General features: G+C 28.3%; 19 protein-coding genes and 1 other annotated feature. Of the genes, 16 read left to right on the top strand and 3 right to left on the bottom strand.

Going from position 1 to position 17,751, the window contains the following annotated elements; genetic code table 11:
* The first annotated feature begins 35 nt into the window (after positions 1-35).
* From HMPREF1092_RS11965 to HMPREF1092_RS11940, 6 genes are all read left to right on the top strand, one after another.
* Complete coding sequence (locus tag HMPREF1092_RS11965; RefSeq protein ID WP_002598936.1) at positions 36-926, top strand: phosphate ABC transporter substrate-binding protein; 891 nt, start codon at positions 36-38, stop codon at positions 924-926.
* 26 nt (positions 927-952) lie between these two features.
* Positions 953-1,846, top strand: coding sequence for a phosphate ABC transporter permease subunit PstC (pstC, locus tag HMPREF1092_RS11960; protein ID WP_002598935.1), 894 nt, complete (start codon positions 953-955; stop codon positions 1,844-1,846).
* The gene (gene pstA, locus HMPREF1092_RS11955) at positions 1,846-2,727 is read left to right on the top strand and encodes a phosphate ABC transporter permease PstA (protein ID WP_040414226.1); all 882 of its coding nucleotides are present in this window, start codon (positions 1,846-1,848) and stop codon (positions 2,725-2,727) included. The genes pstC and pstA overlap by 1 nt, the downstream gene beginning before the upstream one ends.
* Before the next feature lie 12 nt (positions 2,728-2,739).
* The gene (gene pstB, locus HMPREF1092_RS11950; protein WP_002598933.1) at positions 2,740-3,489 is read left to right on the top strand and encodes a phosphate ABC transporter ATP-binding protein PstB; all 750 of its coding nucleotides are present in this window, start codon (positions 2,740-2,742) and stop codon (positions 3,487-3,489) included.
* Positions 3,490-3,503: 14 nt separating this feature from the next.
* On the top strand, positions 3,504-4,160 hold the full coding sequence (gene phoU, locus HMPREF1092_RS11945) for a phosphate signaling complex protein PhoU (RefSeq protein WP_002598932.1): 657 nt from the start codon (positions 3,504-3,506) through the stop codon (positions 4,158-4,160).
* A 155-nt stretch (positions 4,161-4,315) separates the two neighbouring features.
* The gene (locus HMPREF1092_RS11940) at positions 4,316-5,443 is read left to right on the top strand and encodes an SLC13 family permease (RefSeq protein ID WP_002598931.1); all 1,128 of its coding nucleotides are present in this window, start codon (positions 4,316-4,318) and stop codon (positions 5,441-5,443) included.
* Positions 5,444-5,534: 91 nt separating this feature from the next.
* Here the strand turns inward: HMPREF1092_RS11940 and HMPREF1092_RS11935 are convergent, their stop codons facing one another.
* Together HMPREF1092_RS11935 and HMPREF1092_RS17265 are read right to left on the bottom strand one after the other, a co-directional pair.
* On the bottom strand, positions 5,535-5,765 hold the full coding sequence (locus HMPREF1092_RS11935; protein ID WP_002598930.1) for a glutaredoxin family protein: 231 nt from the start codon (positions 5,763-5,765) through the stop codon (positions 5,535-5,537).
* 78 nt (positions 5,766-5,843) lie between these two features.
* On the bottom strand, positions 5,844-6,014 hold the full coding sequence (locus HMPREF1092_RS17265) for a hypothetical protein (RefSeq protein WP_002598929.1): 171 nt from the start codon (positions 6,012-6,014) through the stop codon (positions 5,844-5,846).
* 134 nt (positions 6,015-6,148) lie between these two features.
* On the opposite strand from HMPREF1092_RS17265, the gene HMPREF1092_RS11930 reads away from it, so the two are divergent.
* The 4 genes from HMPREF1092_RS11930 (at position 6,149) to disA (ending at position 10,257) form a co-directional block, all read left to right on the top strand.
* Entirely contained in the window at positions 6,149-6,871 is a 723-nt protein-coding gene (locus HMPREF1092_RS11930) for a GntR family transcriptional regulator (RefSeq protein ID WP_002598928.1), read from the top strand.
* Positions 6,868-7,596 (top strand): glucosamine-6-phosphate deaminase, encoded by a 729-nt coding sequence (nagB, locus tag HMPREF1092_RS11925; RefSeq protein ID WP_002598927.1) that lies wholly within the window; start codon positions 6,868-6,870, stop codon positions 7,594-7,596. Before HMPREF1092_RS11930 ends, nagB begins: the two co-directional genes overlap by 4 nt.
* A gap of 210 nt (positions 7,597-7,806) precedes the next feature.
* The gene (gene radA, locus HMPREF1092_RS11920) at positions 7,807-9,174 is read left to right on the top strand and encodes a DNA repair protein RadA (protein WP_002598926.1); all 1,368 of its coding nucleotides are present in this window, start codon (positions 7,807-7,809) and stop codon (positions 9,172-9,174) included.
* Between the two features lie 18 nt (positions 9,175-9,192).
* Positions 9,193-10,257 (top strand): DNA integrity scanning diadenylate cyclase DisA, encoded by a 1,065-nt coding sequence (disA, locus tag HMPREF1092_RS11915; protein WP_002598925.1) that lies wholly within the window; start codon positions 9,193-9,195, stop codon positions 10,255-10,257.
* Positions 10,258-10,317: 60 nt separating this feature from the next.
* Here the strand turns inward: disA and HMPREF1092_RS11910 are convergent, their stop codons facing one another.
* The gene (locus tag HMPREF1092_RS11910) at positions 10,318-10,716 is read right to left on the bottom strand and encodes a nucleoside triphosphate pyrophosphohydrolase family protein (protein ID WP_002598924.1); all 399 of its coding nucleotides are present in this window, start codon (positions 10,714-10,716) and stop codon (positions 10,318-10,320) included.
* A gap of 289 nt (positions 10,717-11,005) precedes the next feature.
* On the opposite strand from HMPREF1092_RS11910, the gene HMPREF1092_RS11905 reads away from it, so the two are divergent.
* The 6 genes from HMPREF1092_RS11905 (at position 11,006) to rlmB (ending at position 17,743) form a co-directional block, all read left to right on the top strand.
* Positions 11,006-12,124, top strand: coding sequence for a PIN/TRAM domain-containing protein (locus HMPREF1092_RS11905; RefSeq protein ID WP_002598923.1), 1,119 nt, complete (start codon positions 11,006-11,008; stop codon positions 12,122-12,124).
* Positions 12,125-12,137: 13 nt separating this feature from the next.
* Complete coding sequence (ispD, locus tag HMPREF1092_RS11900) at positions 12,138-12,818, top strand: 2-C-methyl-D-erythritol 4-phosphate cytidylyltransferase (RefSeq protein WP_002598922.1); 681 nt, start codon at positions 12,138-12,140, stop codon at positions 12,816-12,818.
* Positions 12,819-12,870: 52 nt separating this feature from the next.
* Positions 12,871-13,051, top strand: a binding site (T-box leader).
* 76 nt (positions 13,052-13,127) lie between these two features.
* Positions 13,128-14,843, top strand: a complete 1,716-nt coding sequence (locus HMPREF1092_RS11895) for a proline--tRNA ligase (RefSeq protein ID WP_002598921.1) — start codon at positions 13,128-13,130, stop codon at positions 14,841-14,843.
* Positions 14,844-14,861: 18 nt separating this feature from the next.
* Positions 14,862-16,265 carry a cysteine--tRNA ligase gene (gene cysS / locus HMPREF1092_RS11890; RefSeq protein ID WP_002598920.1) on the top strand — a complete coding sequence of 468 codons (1,404 nt, stop codon included), beginning with the start codon at positions 14,862-14,864 and terminating at the stop codon, positions 16,263-16,265.
* A 71-nt stretch (positions 16,266-16,336) separates the two neighbouring features.
* A complete protein-coding gene (locus HMPREF1092_RS11885) occupies positions 16,337-16,753 on the top strand; it encodes a Mini-ribonuclease 3 (protein ID WP_002598919.1) in 417 nt (138 codons plus the stop codon).
* 87 nt (positions 16,754-16,840) lie between these two features.
* A complete protein-coding gene (gene rlmB, locus HMPREF1092_RS11880; RefSeq protein WP_051070346.1) occupies positions 16,841-17,743 on the top strand; it encodes a 23S rRNA (guanosine(2251)-2'-O)-methyltransferase RlmB in 903 nt (300 codons plus the stop codon).
* The last annotated feature ends 8 nt before the right edge of the window (positions 17,744-17,751 follow it).

The raw sequence follows: 17,751 nt of genomic DNA, 5'->3' as shown, positions 1-17,751 counted from the left end.
ATAAATATAGAGTTATAAGGAGGAATGGCTTTTATATGGGTAATAGAAAAATGAAATTTTTAATTGGATTCTTATTTATAGCTATAATAGGGATCATATATCTTGGTTTTAATGCAAAAAAATTTAAAGATGATGGAAATACTAGATCTATTACTATTAGTGGTTCAACTGCTTTACTACCACTTATGGAGGTATCAGTTAATAATTTTAACAAAACACATTATGGAGACATTATAAATGTTCAAGCAGGGGGATCAGGAACAGGATTAACTCAAGTTTTGGATGGGACAGTTAATATAGGAAATTCTGATATGTTTGCAAATCAAAAACTTACAAAAGAACAATCAGATGAATTAGTAGATCATAAAGTAGTTGGGGAAGGATTTTGTATAGTAGCGAGCAAAGGATGCAGAATTACAAATCTTACTACAAAACAAATAAGAGAAATATTTTCGGGAAAGATAAAAAATTGGAAAGAGCTTGGTGGAAATAATGAACCAATTTTAGTAATACATAGACCCGCATCATCAGGGACAAGAGATACATTTACTAATACTATTTTAGGTGGAAACAAAGATTTAGAAAATGATGGGATTGGTGCAGTTCAAGATAGTAATGGAGCAGTGCTTCAAGCTATGAAAAGAAGTAAAGGTGCCATAAGTTATATGGCTTTAACATATATGAATAATAAAGAAGCAAAGGAAAATTTACAAATAATAAAAATAGATGGAATGAGTCCAACTATAAAAAATATAGAAGATGGTAATTATAAATTTTGGTCATGGGGGCATATGTACACAAAAGGAAAAGCAACAGGATTAGCAAAAGAATTTATTGATTATGTAATGAGTAAAGAAAATGCTAAAGAAGTTGAAAAGTTAGGGTTTATACCTGTGCATAATATAAAAGTACAGCCAATTTTATAAAACAAAAGATGTAAAGGAAGGGAAATATGAAAAAGAGGAGTTTGAAAGAAAAACTTGTTACTGAATATGTTGGGAAAGGATTTTCAACATTATGTGGTTTATTAATAATAGTTGTAACTTTATCTATAATATTTTTTATTGGTTCAAAAGGAATTCAATCTTTTACTAAAAGTGGATTAAATTTTTTTACATTTGTTTTTAGTGATAATTGGAATCCAGCTGGAAGACCAGCTACATATGGAGTATTAGCATTTGTTTTAGGTTCAACTTTTGTTTCAGTAGGAGCATTAATAATTAGCGCACCTATTGCAGTAGCTTTAGCAGTTTTTACAAATATAATTTCTACTAAGTTTGGTGAAAAGTTAATAAAGCCATCATTAGAGATATTAGTGGGAATACCATCTGTAGTATATGGATGGGTAGGATTAATGGTTTTAGTACCATTTATAAAAAATCATTTTGGGGGAGTTGGATTTTCATTATTAGCAGGTATATTAGTACTTTCATTAATGATATTACCAACAATAGCTACTTTATCTATAGATGCAATAAATGCAGTTCCTAAAATGCATATAGAAGCATCTTATGGGCTTGGAGCAACTAGATGGCAAACTATAAAGAATGTATTAGTTCCGGAAGCTAAAACTGGAATTTTAACTGGAGTAATTTTAGGTCTTGCTAGAGCATTTGGTGAAGCATTAGCAGTTCAAATGGTTATAGGAAATACAGTGAAGATTCCAAATGGAATAATAGATTCCACCTCTACATTAACAAGTATTCTTACTATGGATATAACTAATACAGTAAGTGGAAGTGCATGGAATAACGCTTTATGGAGTATGGCTTTTATACTTCTTATAATATCTTTTATATTTATATTAATTGTAAGATTAGTAGAAAGAAGAGGTACACTTAAATGATAAATCCTAGAAAAGCAGATAAGATAGCAACAGGTATTTTATATCTAATTAGTATTTTTATAGTTTTTATATTAGCTTCATTTATAATTTATATATTTTATAAAGGTGGAAAAATGCTAACACCACATTTTATATTTAGTAAACCTAGCATTATTGGAGAAGGAGGGGGAATAGGTCCTCAAATATTTAATTCAATTTACATGCTTATTATATCTTTAATAATAACTGTACCAATTGGAGTTGGAGCAGGAATATATTTAGCAGAATATGCAAAAGAGGGACCAGTAATAAGAATAATAAGACTTTGCTTAGAAGCAATGGCTTCTCTTCCTTCAATAGTAATAGGAATGTTTGGATTATTAGTATTTGTTAATATGGCTAGGTTTGGATATTCAATTTTAGCTGGTGCATTATCAGTAAGTATTTTAAATATTCCAATAATGACTAGAATATCAGAAACAGCAATTAGAAATGCATCTAAAAAAGTAAAAGAAGCCTCTTTAGGTTTAGGAGCTACAAAATGGCAAACAATAGAAAATGTAATTTTACCTACAGCTGGAAAAGAAATTTTAACAGGAATAATATTAGCTGCTGGAAGAATATTTGGAGAAGCAGCAGCACTTTTATATACAGCAGGATTAAGTTCAAGTGGATTAAATTTTAAAGATGTGAGTTTTGTAGGGCAAACATCAGCTTTCTCACTTTTTAGACCAGCAGAAACTTTAGCAGTGCATATATGGAAATTAAACTCAGATGGAATAGTTCCTGATGCAACACAGATAGCTAATGGGACAGCAGCAGTACTGGTAATAATGGTTTTATTATTTAATATTTTAGCTAAGATAGTGAGTAGAAAATTAGAAAAATCAACGGGGTTATAGGAGGAGATACTAATGAAAGTGATAGAAACTAAGAATTTAAATTTGTACTATGGAACACATAAAGCATTAAAAAATATAAATATAAGTTTTGAGAAAAATGAAGTAACTGCATTAATAGGACCTTCGGGATGTGGTAAATCAACTTTTTTAAGAACTATAAATAGAATGAATGACTTAATAGATGGAGTTAGAATAGAAGGTAAAGTTTTATTTGAAGGTGAAAATATATTTGAAGATTATGATGAAATAACATTAAGGAAAAGAATTGGTATGGTATTTCAAAAGCCAAATCCATTTCCTATGAGTATATATGATAATGTAGCTTATGGGCCTAGGATACATGGAATAAGAGATAAAAAGAAATTAGATGAAATAGTAGAGAAAAGTTTAAAAGGAGCAGCACTTTGGGATGAAACAAAAGATAGACTTAAAAAAAGTGCAATGGGACTTTCAGGAGGACAGCAACAGAGACTTTGTATAGCAAGAACTCTTGCTATTTCACCAGAAATAATTCTTATGGATGAGCCAACATCAGCTTTGGATCCTATATCTACAGGCAAAGTAGAAGAACTTATAGAAAATTTAAAGAAAGATTATACAGTAATAATAGTTACACATAATATGCAACAAGCTGGAAGAATCGCAGATAAGACAGCATTCTTTTTAAGTGGAGAAGTAATTGAATATGGAAAGACAGAAGATATTTTCTATAAACCTAGAGATAAAAGAACTGAAGATTATATAACAGGAAGATTCGGATAAAGGAGAGTGAAAATATGAAAAGAGAGATTCATACTATAAAGATAAATGCTATAAATAGTAAATTAAAGTATATGTCTGAATTAGTAAGTAATCAATTAGAAGCAGCTATGATTGCTTTAAGTGAAAATAATCAAAATCTTGCAGAAGAAATTATGGAAAAAGATAATGAAATAGATAATCTTCAAAAAGAAATAGAAGAGGAATGTATAAAGTTTATAGCTACTGAACAACCTTTAGCTAAAGATCTAAGAAGGGTATTTACAGCATCAAAGATAGTAACAGATTTAGAGCGAATGGCAGACCTTACAGTTGATATATGTAAGATAATTAGCAACAATGACTTCAAAGAGTTTATAGAAGAGGCTAACAGTGTATGGGAAATGGAAAAGGAAATAAAAAATATGTTACACTTATCTATGGAAGCTTATCTAGAGAGAGATACAAGATCAGCATATGACATATGTAAGCTTGATGATAACATAGATTTATACTATAAGGAAGTGTTTAAAAATACATTGAAATATGTAAAAAACAATGAAAATAAAATAACTTTAGGTACTCAAATATTATTTATAAGTAAATATTTAGAACGGATAGGAGATCATATAACAAATATATGTGAATGGATTATTTTTAGTAAAACAGGTGAATATGTAGATTTAAACGAATAGTTTCAATTATAGAGTGTTAAAATTTTTGGCACTCTATGAATTGCGTTAAAAATGTTAATAATAAATATATTTATTGTTTATTGATATATATTTTTATGCAAGTTAAAATAAAATTGTTAACCTTATTTTAAATTCTACATTGAGAAGGAGACGTCATGAATTTAAACACGCTAGATAAACAAAGGGTGAAAGATTTTTGTAAAAAAGAAATAATATTGCTAATAGCAGTTGTATTATCAATAATTACTTCTTTTATATCTCATCCTAAATTAAGCTACATTAACTTTAAGGTGTTAATATTATTATTTAATTTAATGGTGGTGGTTACAGCATTAAAAAGTTTTAAGTTTTTAGATTATATTGGGACAAGTTTATTACATAAGGATAAAAGTTTGAGAAGTATATATCTTATAATGATATGTTTGACATTCTTTAGTTCTATGTTAATTACAGATGATGTTGCATTAATAACATTTGTACCAATTAGTTTGATATTAGCTAAAAAAGCAAATTTTAATCCTATGAAGCTTATAGTATTACAAACTATATCGGCAATATTAGGATGTTCATTAACTCCAATGGGTAGTTCTCAAAACTTATACATTTATACGCACTTCAATTTAACTGATAAGCAGTTTTTTGGGGTTACAATACCAATAACTATAATCGCATTTATAGTTTTATTAATGTTAACATGTACGCAAAAAAACAGAAAGCTAAGTGTTACTATACATGAGGTTAAAGTTGAAAAGAAAAGTATGATAGTGATTTATATAATATTATTCTTAATAGTTCTAGGATCAGTTTTCCATTTAGTAAACTATAAAATTGCATTTGCAATAGTAATAATAGTGACATTAATTATAGATAGAAAACTATTTCTACATATAGATTATTCTTTAATAATAACATTCACTGCATTCTTTATATTTATAGGAAATATATCAGCAATTCCAGAAGTAAAAAGATTAATATCAGGTTTTTTAGTAAGCGACTTGCATACCTATTTTATAGCACTGGGAATTAGTCAATTTATAAGTAATGTTCCAGCAACGCTCTTATTAGCACCATTTACACATAATTATAAAGCACTTATATATGGAGTAAATAATGGAGGATTATTCTCTTTAATAGGATCAATGGCAAGTATAATATCTTATAAATTTGCTATAGCAAATGGTGAAATAAAATCTTTTGATTATATAAAGACATTTGCATTTTATAGTTTAATGATATTAATAGTACTTATACCTGCATCTATTATACTTATTAAAGTTATATAATTAGAATTAGAGTATTTACAGATTAAAGAAAAACTTTAGTCTGTTTTTTTATAAATAAAAGCACACAAAGAAATCTTTGTGTGCTTTTATATTAAGCTTGTGATAAAGCTTCATCTATTTTAGGTTTATCGAAACCTACAATGAATTTACCGTTTATATCAAGAACAGGTACACCCATTTGCTTAGTTCCTCTAACCATTTCTTCTCTAGCTTCCATATCTTCTTGTACATTTAACTCAGTGAATTCTACACCTTTACTCTTTAAGTAATTTTTGGCTTTAACACACCAAGGACAAGATTCAGTTGTATAAACTTTAACCATTTGTCTACCTCCTATGTATTGTTAATTATAATTATAAATTTTACTCCAAAACAAAATCTTGTTCAAGGAAATAAATGTTTATTCAATATTATGATCATTACTCAAATTAGAATTGATTATTAAATTTTCAGCTTCATCTTTATCTTGATTTACATCAAAATTTTGACTGATAATAGTTTGAACTGGTGATTTAAGTGGATTTTCAACAATAGAGTTTTTGGGATTTAATAAGTTTAATTTATTAAACATAGTAGCACCTCCTAAATAGTTGTATAATTATTATTTGTATAAAAAAATAATTTATTCAAATAATAAAAATAAATTGTATAGTGGTCTAGACAACTATATAAATCTTATATATAATTTAATTAGGAGGAAAACTTATGATAGATAAAAATAGTCCAATACCTGTTTATTATCAAGTAAAAGAAGAAATAAAAGAAAAAATATCAAAAGGAATCTGGAAGGTAAATGAATGTATAGCAAGTGAAAGAGAGCTTGTAGAGCAATATGAAGTAAGCAGAATGACTGTGAGACAAGCTTTAGGAGAATTAGTCCAAGAAGGAATTCTTGTTAGAGAAAAAGGAAAAGGAACTTTTGTATGTGAACCTAAAGTGAAACAAAAAGATGTTATGAGCTTTACAGATATAATTAAAAAATCTGGTGGAGAATTGGAAACAGAAGTTTTAGAGTTTGACCTAATAGATACACCAGAAGAACTTATTGATGTTTTAAAGTCAAAAAAAGTTTATAGAATTAATCGTATGAGAAAAGTAAATAACGAATGTATTGCAAATGAAATAGTACATATCCCAGAGAAAACTTGTAAAAATTTAAGTAAAGAAAAATTAAAAGGATCTTTATTTAAAATAATAGAAGAAAATGGATATGTTATAGATCATTCAGAATCAGAAATAACAGCGTTAATTATGGATGATTATTATAAAAAAATATTTAATTTATCAGAAGTTGCACCACTTATAAGAACATATGGAAAAACATTAGATGACAAAAAAAATATACTCTTTATTGAAGAGTCAATATATAGATCAGATAAATATATTTTAGAAGTAAATATTTCAAGACGAGAGGGGATTTTAAAATGAGATTAATTGTTGTTAAAGACTATGATGAAATGAGTAAAGCAGCTGCAAAGGAAATGGCGGCAGTAGTTAATTCAAATCCAAAAGCTATATTAGGGTTAGCAACTGGAGGAACTCCAGAAGGAATGTACAAAGAATTAATAAGAATGAATAAAGCAGGGGAAATTGATTTTAAAGATGTTACTTCAGTAAATTTAGATGAGTATGTAGGACTAGGAGGAGATCATCCTCAAAGTTACAGATATTTCATGAATAATCATTTATTAGATCATATAAACATAGATAAATCTAGAACTTTCGTACCAAATGGATTAGCAGAAGATGTTAATGAAGAAGGTAGAAAATATGATCAAATGATTGATGATCTAGGTGGAATAGATATGCAATTATTAGGTGTAGGTACTAATGGACATATTGCATTTAATGAACCAGATGGAGAATTAGTAGCAGGAACTCATTTAACAGGATTAACTAAAAGTACTATTGAGTCAAATTCAAGATATTTTGATTCAGAAGATGATGTTCCAAAAACAGCAGTAACTATGGGACTTGGACAAATAATGAAATCAAAGAAAATACTTTTAATAGCTAGTGGAGAAAATAAAGCAGAGGCTATGAAAGAATTATTTAGTGGAAAAATTTCAACAAGCTGTCCTGTAACAATGCTTCAAATGCATAAAGATGTAACAGTTATTTTAGATGAAGCAGCAGCAAGTTTATTAAAATAATTAACTTAAGATAATAAAAAGATATTCTAGCTAAATCTAGGATATCTTTTTTTACATATAAGATGTTTAAAATTTCCTGAAAAAAATAATAAAGATATTATTAAATTAAATTTATTATATTCTATAAATAAGATATAATTAAAAGTATGGTATTCAATATAAGAAAAATTATATTTTGTACATAAAAATAAGATAGTAAAGGGTGTTTTTATGGCGAAAATAAAATCTATATTCACTTGTCAAAAATGTGGATATGAAAGTCCAAAATGGTTAGGGAAATGTCCAGACTGTAATGAATGGAATACATTTGTAGAAGAAGTTAAAGATGAAAAAACAATAGTAAAAAACCAAATAGCTAAATCTATAACAATAGATAATATGCCAAAAAGCATAAAAGATATAAAATCTGGAGAAAGAGAAAGATTAGACACTGGTTTAAATGATTTAAATAGAGTTTTAGGTGGCGGTCTTGTAAAAGGTTCTTTAACTCTTATATCAGGAGATCCTGGAATAGGTAAGTCAACACTTTTACTTCAAACTGCTCATAATATCTCAAATAAATATGGAAAAGTTCTTTATGTTTCGGGGGAAGAATCAGAAGAGCAAATAAAAATAAGGGGAGATAGACTAGGAGTTAAATGTAATGAGCTTTATATAGTATCTGAAACTAACTTAGATAAAATTGAAGTTTATATAGATGAGATAGAGCCGAAGTTTGTTATAATTGACTCTATACAAACAATATATAAAGAAACTGTTACATCAGCTCCAGGAAGTGTATCTCAAGTAAAAGAATGTTCAAATCAATTGATGAGAATAGGAAAAAAGAAAAATGTTCCATTATTTATAGTTGCTCATGTAACTAAGCAAGGAGAACTTGCTGGGCCAAGAGTATTAGAGCATATGGTTGATACGGTTTTACATTTCTCAGGAGAGAGAACAGAAGAATTTAGAATTCTTAGAACAATGAAAAATAGGTTTGGAACTACAAGTGAAATTGGAGTTTTCGAAATGAGACAAGAAGGGTTAACTGAAGTTTATGACCCATCGAGTATATTTTTAGAAGATACAAATTTTAATCAAGAAGGTTCTGTAGTTATTGGTGTAATGGAAGGTTCGAGACCAATACTTGTAGAAATTCAAGCACTTGTTACAGAAACTAAGGCAGTTATGCCAAGAAGAACAGCAGTAGGAATAGATAATCAAAGATTGAGTCTTATACTAGCTGTTTTAGAAAAAAAATTAAAAGTACCTTTTTATAATTGCGATGTTTATGTTAATGTTGTTGGTGGTTTAAACATAGATGGAACAACAGCTGATTTAGGATTATCAATAGCACTTATTTCAAGTTTGAAAAATCAAGGAATAAATTTACCAAAAGTATTGGTAGTAGGAGAAGTAGGCCTTACAGGAGAAATAAGACCAATAATATCAGCGGAAAGATTAGTTAATGAAGCTGAAAAGATGGGATTTGAAAATATAATAATTCCATGGAGAAATAAAGATAAACTAATGGGAAAAAAGGCAAATATAATAGGGGTAAATAATATTAGAGAAGCAATAAAAAAGATATTTTAAAATAGGTGAGTAAGCATTATGAGGTTAGAAAGAGATGTAGAAATAAAAAAAATACTTAAAATAATGTGCCCAGGAACAGCTTTAAGAGAGGGATTGGAAAATATACTTAGAGCAAAAACAGGAGGTCTTATAGTTCTAGGTGATAGTGAAGATGTTATGGAACTAGTAGATGGTGGATTTAAAATAAATGCAGATTATTCACCAGCATATGTTTATGAACTTGCCAAAATGGATGGAGCAATAGTTTTAAGTAAAGATTTAAAAAGAATAGTATGTGCGAATACACAATTAGTACCAAGTGCTGATATTCCAACAGTAGAAACAGGTACTAGACATAGAACAGCTCAAAGAGTGGCTAGACAAACTAACAAAATAGTTATAGCAATATCTCAAAGAAGAAATATAATAACTGTTTATAAAGGTGATATAAAATATGTTCTTAGAGAAAGTAGCGTAATTTTAGCAAGATCAAATCAGGCTATTCAAACATTAGAGAAATATGTATCAGTTCTTGACAGAGTTATAAATAATCTAAATCTATTAGAATTTCAAGATTTAACAACACTTTTTGATGTTGTTACAGCTATTCAAAGAACAGAAATGGTTATGAGAATAGTTGAAGAAATTAGAGTGTATATACTTGAGTTAGGAAATGAAGGTAGACTTATTTCAATGCAATTAAATGAGCTTATAAGATATGTAGAAAGAGATGGTATCTTATTGATAAGAGATTATTGTTATTATGAGAATGAGTTTAATGATATTTATGATGCAATTCAAAAATTAACATCAGAAGAGTTAATAGATCTAGAGGCAATAGCTAGAACATTAGGACATGGATATACAGTTCTTGCAGATACATTAATATCTCCAAAAGGATATAGAATATTAAGTAAAATTCCAAGAATACCTTCAACAGTAATAGAAAATCTAATAAAACATTTTGGAAGTTTTAATAAAATAATAACTGCTGAAATTGAAGATTTAGATAAGGTCGAAGGAATAGGTGAGGCAAGAGCAAGGGCAATAAGAAATGGATTAAGAAGAATAAATGAGCAAATTTCTTTAAAAGCTGAATTATAAAAATAAAAAGTGAGAATAATAAAGTCGATATCTAGATGTCATTCTAGATATCGACTTTTATTATCTAAAATCAAATTTACCCAAAGCATTAACTTTTTGGTGTTCTTTTAAAAGAACATCATAAAGGTTAATGTCTAAACTATTACAAAGTGAAGTCAAATAAAAAATATGATTCCCCATTTCTCGTTCAATTACTTCTCGGCAATTATCGCATATTTTACCATCTAAGTGACTTTTAAAACAATTAGCCAACTCAGTTAAAGTTTGTTCTTCAGTTGGAACACATTGCTTATGAGCATTTATTTTTATGCATCCACAATCAGTTACAGCTTTAACAATAGCTCTATTTACTCTTGCGCTTGATTCAGAAAACTTACTAGTTATATCTAATATGCTTTTATGTCTAATTAATGAGTCCATCACAATATCCTGAAATTCATCAAATATTACATCTTTCATAAAATCAACTCCTTTGATTGAAAATAAATAATTAATATAAAAGGTAGAGGCAATAGTGCTAAAGAGAAAGTTTGTTTCTCTTAGTTGTATAATATACTAGGACAATTAAAAAAAATAGGGGGTATTGTCTAATAAAATTAAAATAGATTTATATATTTTTTTAATAAAAACTTAATTCAAGAACATAATTTAATATGTTATACTTGAATTAATAATGAATTTATTAACAAATAAATTACAAGTATTAATATATTTATTATGGCAATAATTAAAATGAGGAGGTGACAAGATGTTAAAAAAATTAATGAGAGGAATCTTTACTCTAATTGGAGTACTTTTAGGGTATATAGTTGGAGAAGCTGTGCTAAAAATTGAGGCTGTTAGAGAGATTAGTTATCTTTCAACAACTTTAGGTTCGGTATTATTTCTTATTTTTATTTCTTTATTATTTGGTGTTATTTTATTTGCAGTTTCACCTATTATATACAATTTAATTTTTAATCTTATGGAGTATGCAGAGGGAAATATGAGAAGTGTTTCTATAGCAGAAATAACATATGGAGCTATAGGAGCATTGGTGGTGCTTATCATAATGTACTTTTTAGGAAAACCTTTAAGCAATATCTATCTTATAGGACCCATATTGTATGTTTTATTAAATATAATTGGTGCCGTACTTGGTATGAAAATTATGATAAGTAAAAAAGATGACTTAAATAATTTATTTATGTCAATAAAAAAAGCTGGAATAAATAGAGAAAAGCCAATAAAGGAAAAGAAAGAAAAAGTTCAAAAAGGACAAAAAGGATATAAAGAAATACCAAAAGTTTTAGATACATCTGTTATTATTGATGGGAGAATATATGATATTTGTCAAACAGGGTTTATAGAAGGACCTTTAGTTATACCAAGCTTTGTATTAGACGAATTAAGACATATTTCTGATTCATCAGATTCTTTAAAAAGAGTTAGAGGAAGAAGAGGACTAGATATACTTAATAAAATACAAAAAGAAGTTGAAATAGAAACTCAAATTTGGGAAGGTGATTTTCCTAAAATTCAAGAAGTAGATGCTAAACTTTTAAAATTAGCTCAAACTTTAGAAGGAAAAGTAATAACAAATGACTATAACTTAAATAAAGTAGCAGAGGTACAAGGTGTTCCTGTATTAAATATAAATGAGCTTTCTAATGCAATAAAAGCAGTTGTAATACCAGGTGAAGAAATGGTAGTTGAAGTTGTTAAAGAAGGTAAAGAGCAAACTCAAGGAGTTGCATATTTAGATGATGGAACTATGATAGTAGTTGAAGATGGTAGAAAACATATGACTAAAACAATAGGTGTTATAGTTACTTCAGTACTTCAAACAGCTGCTGGTAGAATGATATTTGCAAAGCCTAAGGAATAGGAGAATATAAAAAATGAATAGTGCAATTATATTAGCTGGCGGAAGAGGTAAAAGAATGAACTCTAAAGTTAGTAAACAATATATTGATATAAATGGTAAACCAATTTTATATTACACTATAAAAAAATTTATGGATTGTGACAGCATAGATAATATCGTAGTTGTTGTTCCAAAAGACGAAATAGAATATTTTGAGAAAGAAATAGTAATTAAATATGATTTAAAAGTAGATTTAATTGTTGCAGGAGGTACAGAAAGGCAAGATTCTGTATTTAACGGATTAAAAGCTATAAAAAATGCTGATATAGTTTTAATTCATGATGGTGCAAGACCTTTTTTAAGCAAAGAGCTAATTGAAAAAGGAATAGAACTTGTAAAAATTCATAAATCAGTTGCACCAGGAATTATGCCTAAGGATACAATAAAAGTAAAAGATGAAAATTCATTTTCAAAAGAAACTTTAAATAGGTCAAGTCTTGTAGCAGTTCAAACACCACAAATATTTGATTATAACTTGATTTTTGAATGTCATAAAAAAGTGAAAGAAGATAAAGCAATAGTTACTGATGATACTTCAGTAGCAGAACTTTATGGAAATAAAGTCTTTTTATATGAAGGTGAATACACTAATATAAAAATTACTACACCTGAAGATTTAGTTCTTGCTAGATATTTAGCTGAAACTAATTTGTAGACTTATTGACATTGAATTTTTAAAAAGATATAATTAAAAATCATAACTTCATATTATTACGTTGAAGAAGAATAGTAGAAATCGTCTTTTCAGAGAGAAAATCCATAGGCTGTAAGATTTTCAAATAGATTTTGAACCAGCTTTGGAGTTTATAGAAAAACTATCGGTTTAATACCGTTATCATTATTAAAGAAATAAATTTAGGTGGTACCGCGATTTAAGTCGCCCTATATAACATAGGGGGGCTTTTTTTTATTCAAGTAAATAATAAAATTAAAATAATCATATATTCTAGGAGGAATTTTTAACATGAGAATGTCAAATATGTTAATAGCAACATTAAGAGAAGTTCCAGCTGAAGCAGAAATTGCAAGTCATCAATTAATGCTTAGAGCAGGATTAATAAGAAAAATGTCTTCAGGTATTTATAATCATCTACCATTAGGGGTTAAAGTACTTAAAAATGTAGAAGAAATAATAAGAGAAGAAATGGAAGCTAAAGGAGCTCAAGAACTACTTTGCTCAGCGATTATTCCTGCAGAATTATGGCAAGAATCAGGAAGATGGGATGCTTATGGAGCTGAAATGTTCAGAGTTAAAGATAGAGGGAATAGAGACTATTGCTTAGGGCCAACTCATGAAGAGGTGTTCACAAGCACTGTTAAAAATGAAATAAAATCATATAAACAATTACCAATAAACCTTTATCAAATACAAACAAAATATAGAGATGAAAGAAGACCAAGATTTGGAGTTATGAGATCAAGAGAATTCATAATGAAAGATGCTTATAGTTTTGATAAAGACCAAGAAGGATTAGATATAGCATTCAATAAAATGCATGATGCATATGTTAATATATTTAATAGATGTGGATTAGATGCAAAATGTGTTGAAGCAGATTCAGGTGCTATTGGAGGATCAAATTCAGCTGAATTTATGGTTAAATCAGAAGTTGGAGAAGATGATATAGTATTCTGTACAGCTTGTGATTATGCTGCAAATATAGAAAAAGCAGAAGCTATAGCTGAAAAAGCCGAAGAAGAAGCATTACAAGAAATGAAAAAAGTAGAAACTCCAAATAGTAGAACTATAGAAGAAGTTTCAGAATTTTTAAATGTTGACACTAAAAAGACAGTAAAAACATTATTATATAATGTAGATGGAAAAACAGTAGCTGTTTTAGTTAGAGGAGATAGAGAAGTAAATGAAGTTAAAGTAGCAAATGCTTCAAATGCAACTGGAGACATAGAATTAGCTAGTCATGAACAAGTTATGGAAGCTACAAATGCACAAACAGGATTTGCAGGACCAGTAGGAATAAAAGTAGACTTATTATTAGTAGATGAAGAAGTTAAAAATATGCATAACATTATAGTAGGTGCTAATGAAACAGGATATCATTTAACTGGTGTTAATTATGGAAGAGATTTCGAAGGTGTTGTAGGAGACTTTAGAAATGTCGAAGAAGGAGAAAAATGTCCAAAATGTGGTGGAAAAATAACTATTGCAAAAGGAACAGAAGTAGGACATATTTTTAAATTAGGAACTAAGTATTCAGAATCTATGAATGCTAAATTTATAGATGAAAACGGAAAAGAGCAACCATTTATAATGGGGTGTTATGGTATAGGTGTAACAAGAACTGTTGCATCAATAATAGAACAGCATCATGATGAAAATGGTATAATTTGGCCATTGGAAGTAGCTCCATATAAAGTTTCAGTTATAGCTGTAAACTCAAAAGATGAAGAACAAATGAAAATCGCAGAAGAAATATACAATAATTTAAGAAGTTTAGGATTAGATGTATTATTTGATGATAGAAAAGAAAGAGCTGGTGTTAAATTTAAAGACGCAGAATTAATGGGAATTCCAATGAGAGTTGTAGTTGGTAAGAAAATTACTGATGGAGAAGTGGAATTTAGATTAAGAACTAGCTCAGATAATGAAATAATAAAAATTGATGAAGTAGAAGGAAGAATAAGAACTGAATTCGAAAAGAATGGACTAAAATTAAGATAATATTTTAGGAGGCTAGTTATGAGACTATATAATACGTTAACGAGACAAAAAGAAGAATTTAAACCAATTAAACCTGGTGAAATTAAAATGTATGTTTGTGGTCCTACAGTATATAACTTTTTCCATATAGGTAATGGTAGAACTTTTATTGTTTTTGACACAATAAGAAGATATTTTGAGTATAGAGGGTATAATGTTAAATTTGTACAAAACTTCACAGATATTGATGACAAAATGATAAAGAGAGCAAATGAAGAAGGCAGTACTGTTAAAGAAATAGGAGATAAGTATATAAAAGAATATTATACTGATGCAGATGCTTTAAATATAGAAAGAGCAACTGTGAATCCAAGAGCAACTGAATATATTGGGCAAATAATAAAATTCGTAAAAGAATTGATAGAAAAAGGATATGCTTATGAAGTAGATGGAGATGTTTACTTTAGCACAAAGAAATTTAGTGATTATGGTAAATTATCAAAACAAAACCTTGATGAGTTAAATTTAGGTAATAGAGTAAGTGTAGATGAAAGAAAAAAAGATCCAATGGATTTCGCAATTTGGAAAGCAAAAAAAGAAGGAGAACCTGCTTGGAAATGTCCATGGGGAGAAGGAAGACCAGGATGGCATATTGAATGTTCTTGTATGGCAAAAAATATATTAGGAGATACAATAGATATACATGCAGGAGGGATGGATTTATCGTTCCCACATCATGAAAATGAAATAGCTCAAAGTGAATCATTAACAGGAAAACCATTTGCAAATTATTGGATGCATTCTGCTTATGTTAATGTAGATAATAAAAAAATGTCTAAATCATTAAATAATTTCTTTACAGCAAGAGAAGTTTTAAAAGATTATGATTCAGATGTTATAAGATTTTTAATGTTATCATGTCATTATAGAGTACAATTAAATTATTCTAAAGATTTACTAGATTCAGCGAAAGCTTCAGTTGAAAGACTATATAATGCGATAGGTAATTTAGAAAATTTAATAGAAGAAGTCAAAGTAGAAAAAATGACTGATGAGGAAAAAACATATTTAGAAAGTTTAAACAAATATAGAGAAAAGTATATAGAAAAAATGGATGATGATTTTAATACTGCGGATGCAATAACTGCTATATTTGATTTAATAAAGGATACAAATACAAACATTGGAATAAATTCATCAAAAGAATTAGCTGAAAATGCTTTGGCTCTAATAAGAGAGTTAGGAGCACCACTTGGAATATTACAGAAATCAACTAAAGATGCAGAACTTGCAGAAGAAGTTGAAGGATTAATAGAACAAAGACAAGAAGCTAGAAAAAATAGAGATTTTGCTTTAGCTGATAAAATTAGAGATGATTTAAAAACTAGAGGAATAATTTTAGAGGATACACCACAAGGTGTTAGATGGAAAAAAGTTAATTAAAACATTAGGGGATGCTTCAAAATAGGATTATTAAAGTTTTGAGGTAGCCCCTTTATTTAAAGGAGATAAAAATGATAGAAAATTTAAGAGTAAGAGAATTTTCTAAAGATGAAGCTAGACAGTTGAATCCTCTTCAATTGGCTTTAATTGGAGATGGAGCATATGAAATTTTTATTAGAAATTATATACTATCTAATAATACAAGTTTATTAGCAAATAAAATGCATAGAGAAGCAATAAAGTTTGTAAAAGCCAAAAGTCAAGCAAATATAATGTATGAAATAGAAGATACTCTTACAGAAGAAGAGCTACATATTTATAAAAGAGGAAGAAATACAAAATCAGCTACAGTTCCTAAAAATGCAGATGTTAGAGACTATAGAATGGCAACAGGATTTGAAGCATTAGTAGGATACTTATATTTAATAAATGATGTGGAGAGACTTGAATATATATTTAATAAATCTATAGAAGTGTGCAAAAAATAAAATACATGATATATTAAATGTAATTATTTATTTAAGGAGAATTAAAATATGAAAAAACCTAAAAAAAGTTATAGAGAACTGAAAAAAATGAGAGAAGAAAGAGAAGATAGAATTAAAAAAAGAGATTCTAGAAGCGATAACAATACTAGACTTATAAGAGGAGAAAGAAATAAGGCTAGAAAAAGTGCAAGAGCAGAAGAAAAACCTGTTAAAGTAGAGAGAATTGAAAGAGAAGAGTTTATAGAAGTAAGAGAAGATTTAGTTATAGGAAGAAATGCAGTTATGGAAGCTTTAAAAAGTGATAAAACTATAGAAGCGCTTTACATAACTAATGGTTCAAGAGAAGGATCTATAAATGCTATAATTGGATTAGCTAAAGATAAAAAAATAGTAATAAAAGAAGTGGAAAAAAGAGCATTAGATTCTATGGTGAATGGAATAGTTCATCAAGGAGTAGTTGCCAAAATAACTCCTTATAACTATTGTGAGGTTTCAGATATATTAAAGAGAGCCGAAAGAAAGGGTCAAGATCCATTTATAATTATATTAGATGAAATAGAAGATCCTCATAATTTAGGTTCAATAATAAGAACTGCAGAAACTTGTGGAGTTCATGGTATAATAATACCAAAGAGAAGAAATGTTGGAGTTACTCCTACAGTTTATAAATCTTCAGTTGGAGCTGTAGAGCATGTTAGAATTGCAAAAGTAACAAATATAAATAAAGCAATTGATGAATTAAAAGAAGCTGGAGTTTGGATTTATGGAGCTGATATTGAAGGTAAAGAATATAGTCATGAAGTAAACTTTAGTGGACCATGCGGAATTGTTATTGGAAGTGAAGGAAGAGGAATATCAAAATTAACTCTTAAAAAGTGTGATAAGTTAGTTAGAATACCAATGATAGGTAGAATAAATTCATTAAATGCATCTGTTGCAGGTGGAATAATGATGTATGAGGTCTTAAAAGGAAGACTAAATAATAAATAAAAGAGGGA

Origin of the sequence: Clostridium thermobutyricum, assembly GCF_000371465.1 — a bacterium.
Lineage (GTDB): Bacteria > Bacillota > Clostridia > Clostridiales > Clostridiaceae > Clostridium > Clostridium thermobutyricum.
The sequence above is the reverse complement of the archived record's forward strand: the minus strand, read 5'-3'. Positions and strand labels throughout refer to the sequence as shown.

Bases quoted from the DNA above. Each gene is read 5' to 3' on its own strand.
- radA (WP_002598926.1), top strand. From the start codon at position 7,807: ATGGCGAAAATAAAATCTATATTCACTTGTCAAAAATGTGGATATGAA.
- HMPREF1092_RS11935 (WP_002598930.1), bottom strand. From the start codon at position 5,765: ATGGTTAAAGTTTATACAACTGAATCTTGTCCTTGGTGTGTTAAAGCC.
- HMPREF1092_RS11895 (WP_002598921.1), top strand. From the start codon at position 13,128: ATGAGAATGTCAAATATGTTAATAGCAACATTAAGAGAAGTTCCAGCT.
- HMPREF1092_RS11965 (WP_002598936.1), top strand. From the start codon at position 36: ATGGGTAATAGAAAAATGAAATTTTTAATTGGATTCTTATTTATAGCT.
- HMPREF1092_RS11940 (WP_002598931.1), top strand. From the start codon at position 4,316: ATGAATTTAAACACGCTAGATAAACAAAGGGTGAAAGATTTTTGTAAA.
- HMPREF1092_RS11910 (WP_002598924.1), bottom strand. From the start codon at position 10,716: ATGAAAGATGTAATATTTGATGAATTTCAGGATATTGTGATGGACTCA.
- disA (WP_002598925.1), top strand. From the start codon at position 9,193: ATGAGGTTAGAAAGAGATGTAGAAATAAAAAAAATACTTAAAATAATG.
- ispD (WP_002598922.1), top strand. From the start codon at position 12,138: ATGAATAGTGCAATTATATTAGCTGGCGGAAGAGGTAAAAGAATGAAC.
- pstC (WP_002598935.1), top strand. From the start codon at position 953: ATGAAAAAGAGGAGTTTGAAAGAAAAACTTGTTACTGAATATGTTGGG.
- pstB (WP_002598933.1), top strand. From the start codon at position 2,740: ATGAAAGTGATAGAAACTAAGAATTTAAATTTGTACTATGGAACACAT.
- HMPREF1092_RS11930 (WP_002598928.1), top strand. From the start codon at position 6,149: ATGATAGATAAAAATAGTCCAATACCTGTTTATTATCAAGTAAAAGAA.
- cysS (WP_002598920.1), top strand. From the start codon at position 14,862: ATGAGACTATATAATACGTTAACGAGACAAAAAGAAGAATTTAAACCA.
- HMPREF1092_RS11885 (WP_002598919.1), top strand. From the start codon at position 16,337: ATGATAGAAAATTTAAGAGTAAGAGAATTTTCTAAAGATGAAGCTAGA.
- nagB (WP_002598927.1), top strand. From the start codon at position 6,868: ATGAGATTAATTGTTGTTAAAGACTATGATGAAATGAGTAAAGCAGCT.
- phoU (WP_002598932.1), top strand. From the start codon at position 3,504: ATGAAAAGAGAGATTCATACTATAAAGATAAATGCTATAAATAGTAAA.
- HMPREF1092_RS11905 (WP_002598923.1), top strand. From the start codon at position 11,006: ATGTTAAAAAAATTAATGAGAGGAATCTTTACTCTAATTGGAGTACTT.
- rlmB (WP_051070346.1), top strand. From the start codon at position 16,841: ATGAGAGAAGAAAGAGAAGATAGAATTAAAAAAAGAGATTCTAGAAGC.
- HMPREF1092_RS17265 (WP_002598929.1), bottom strand. From the start codon at position 6,014: ATGTTTAATAAATTAAACTTATTAAATCCCAAAAACTCTATTGTTGAA.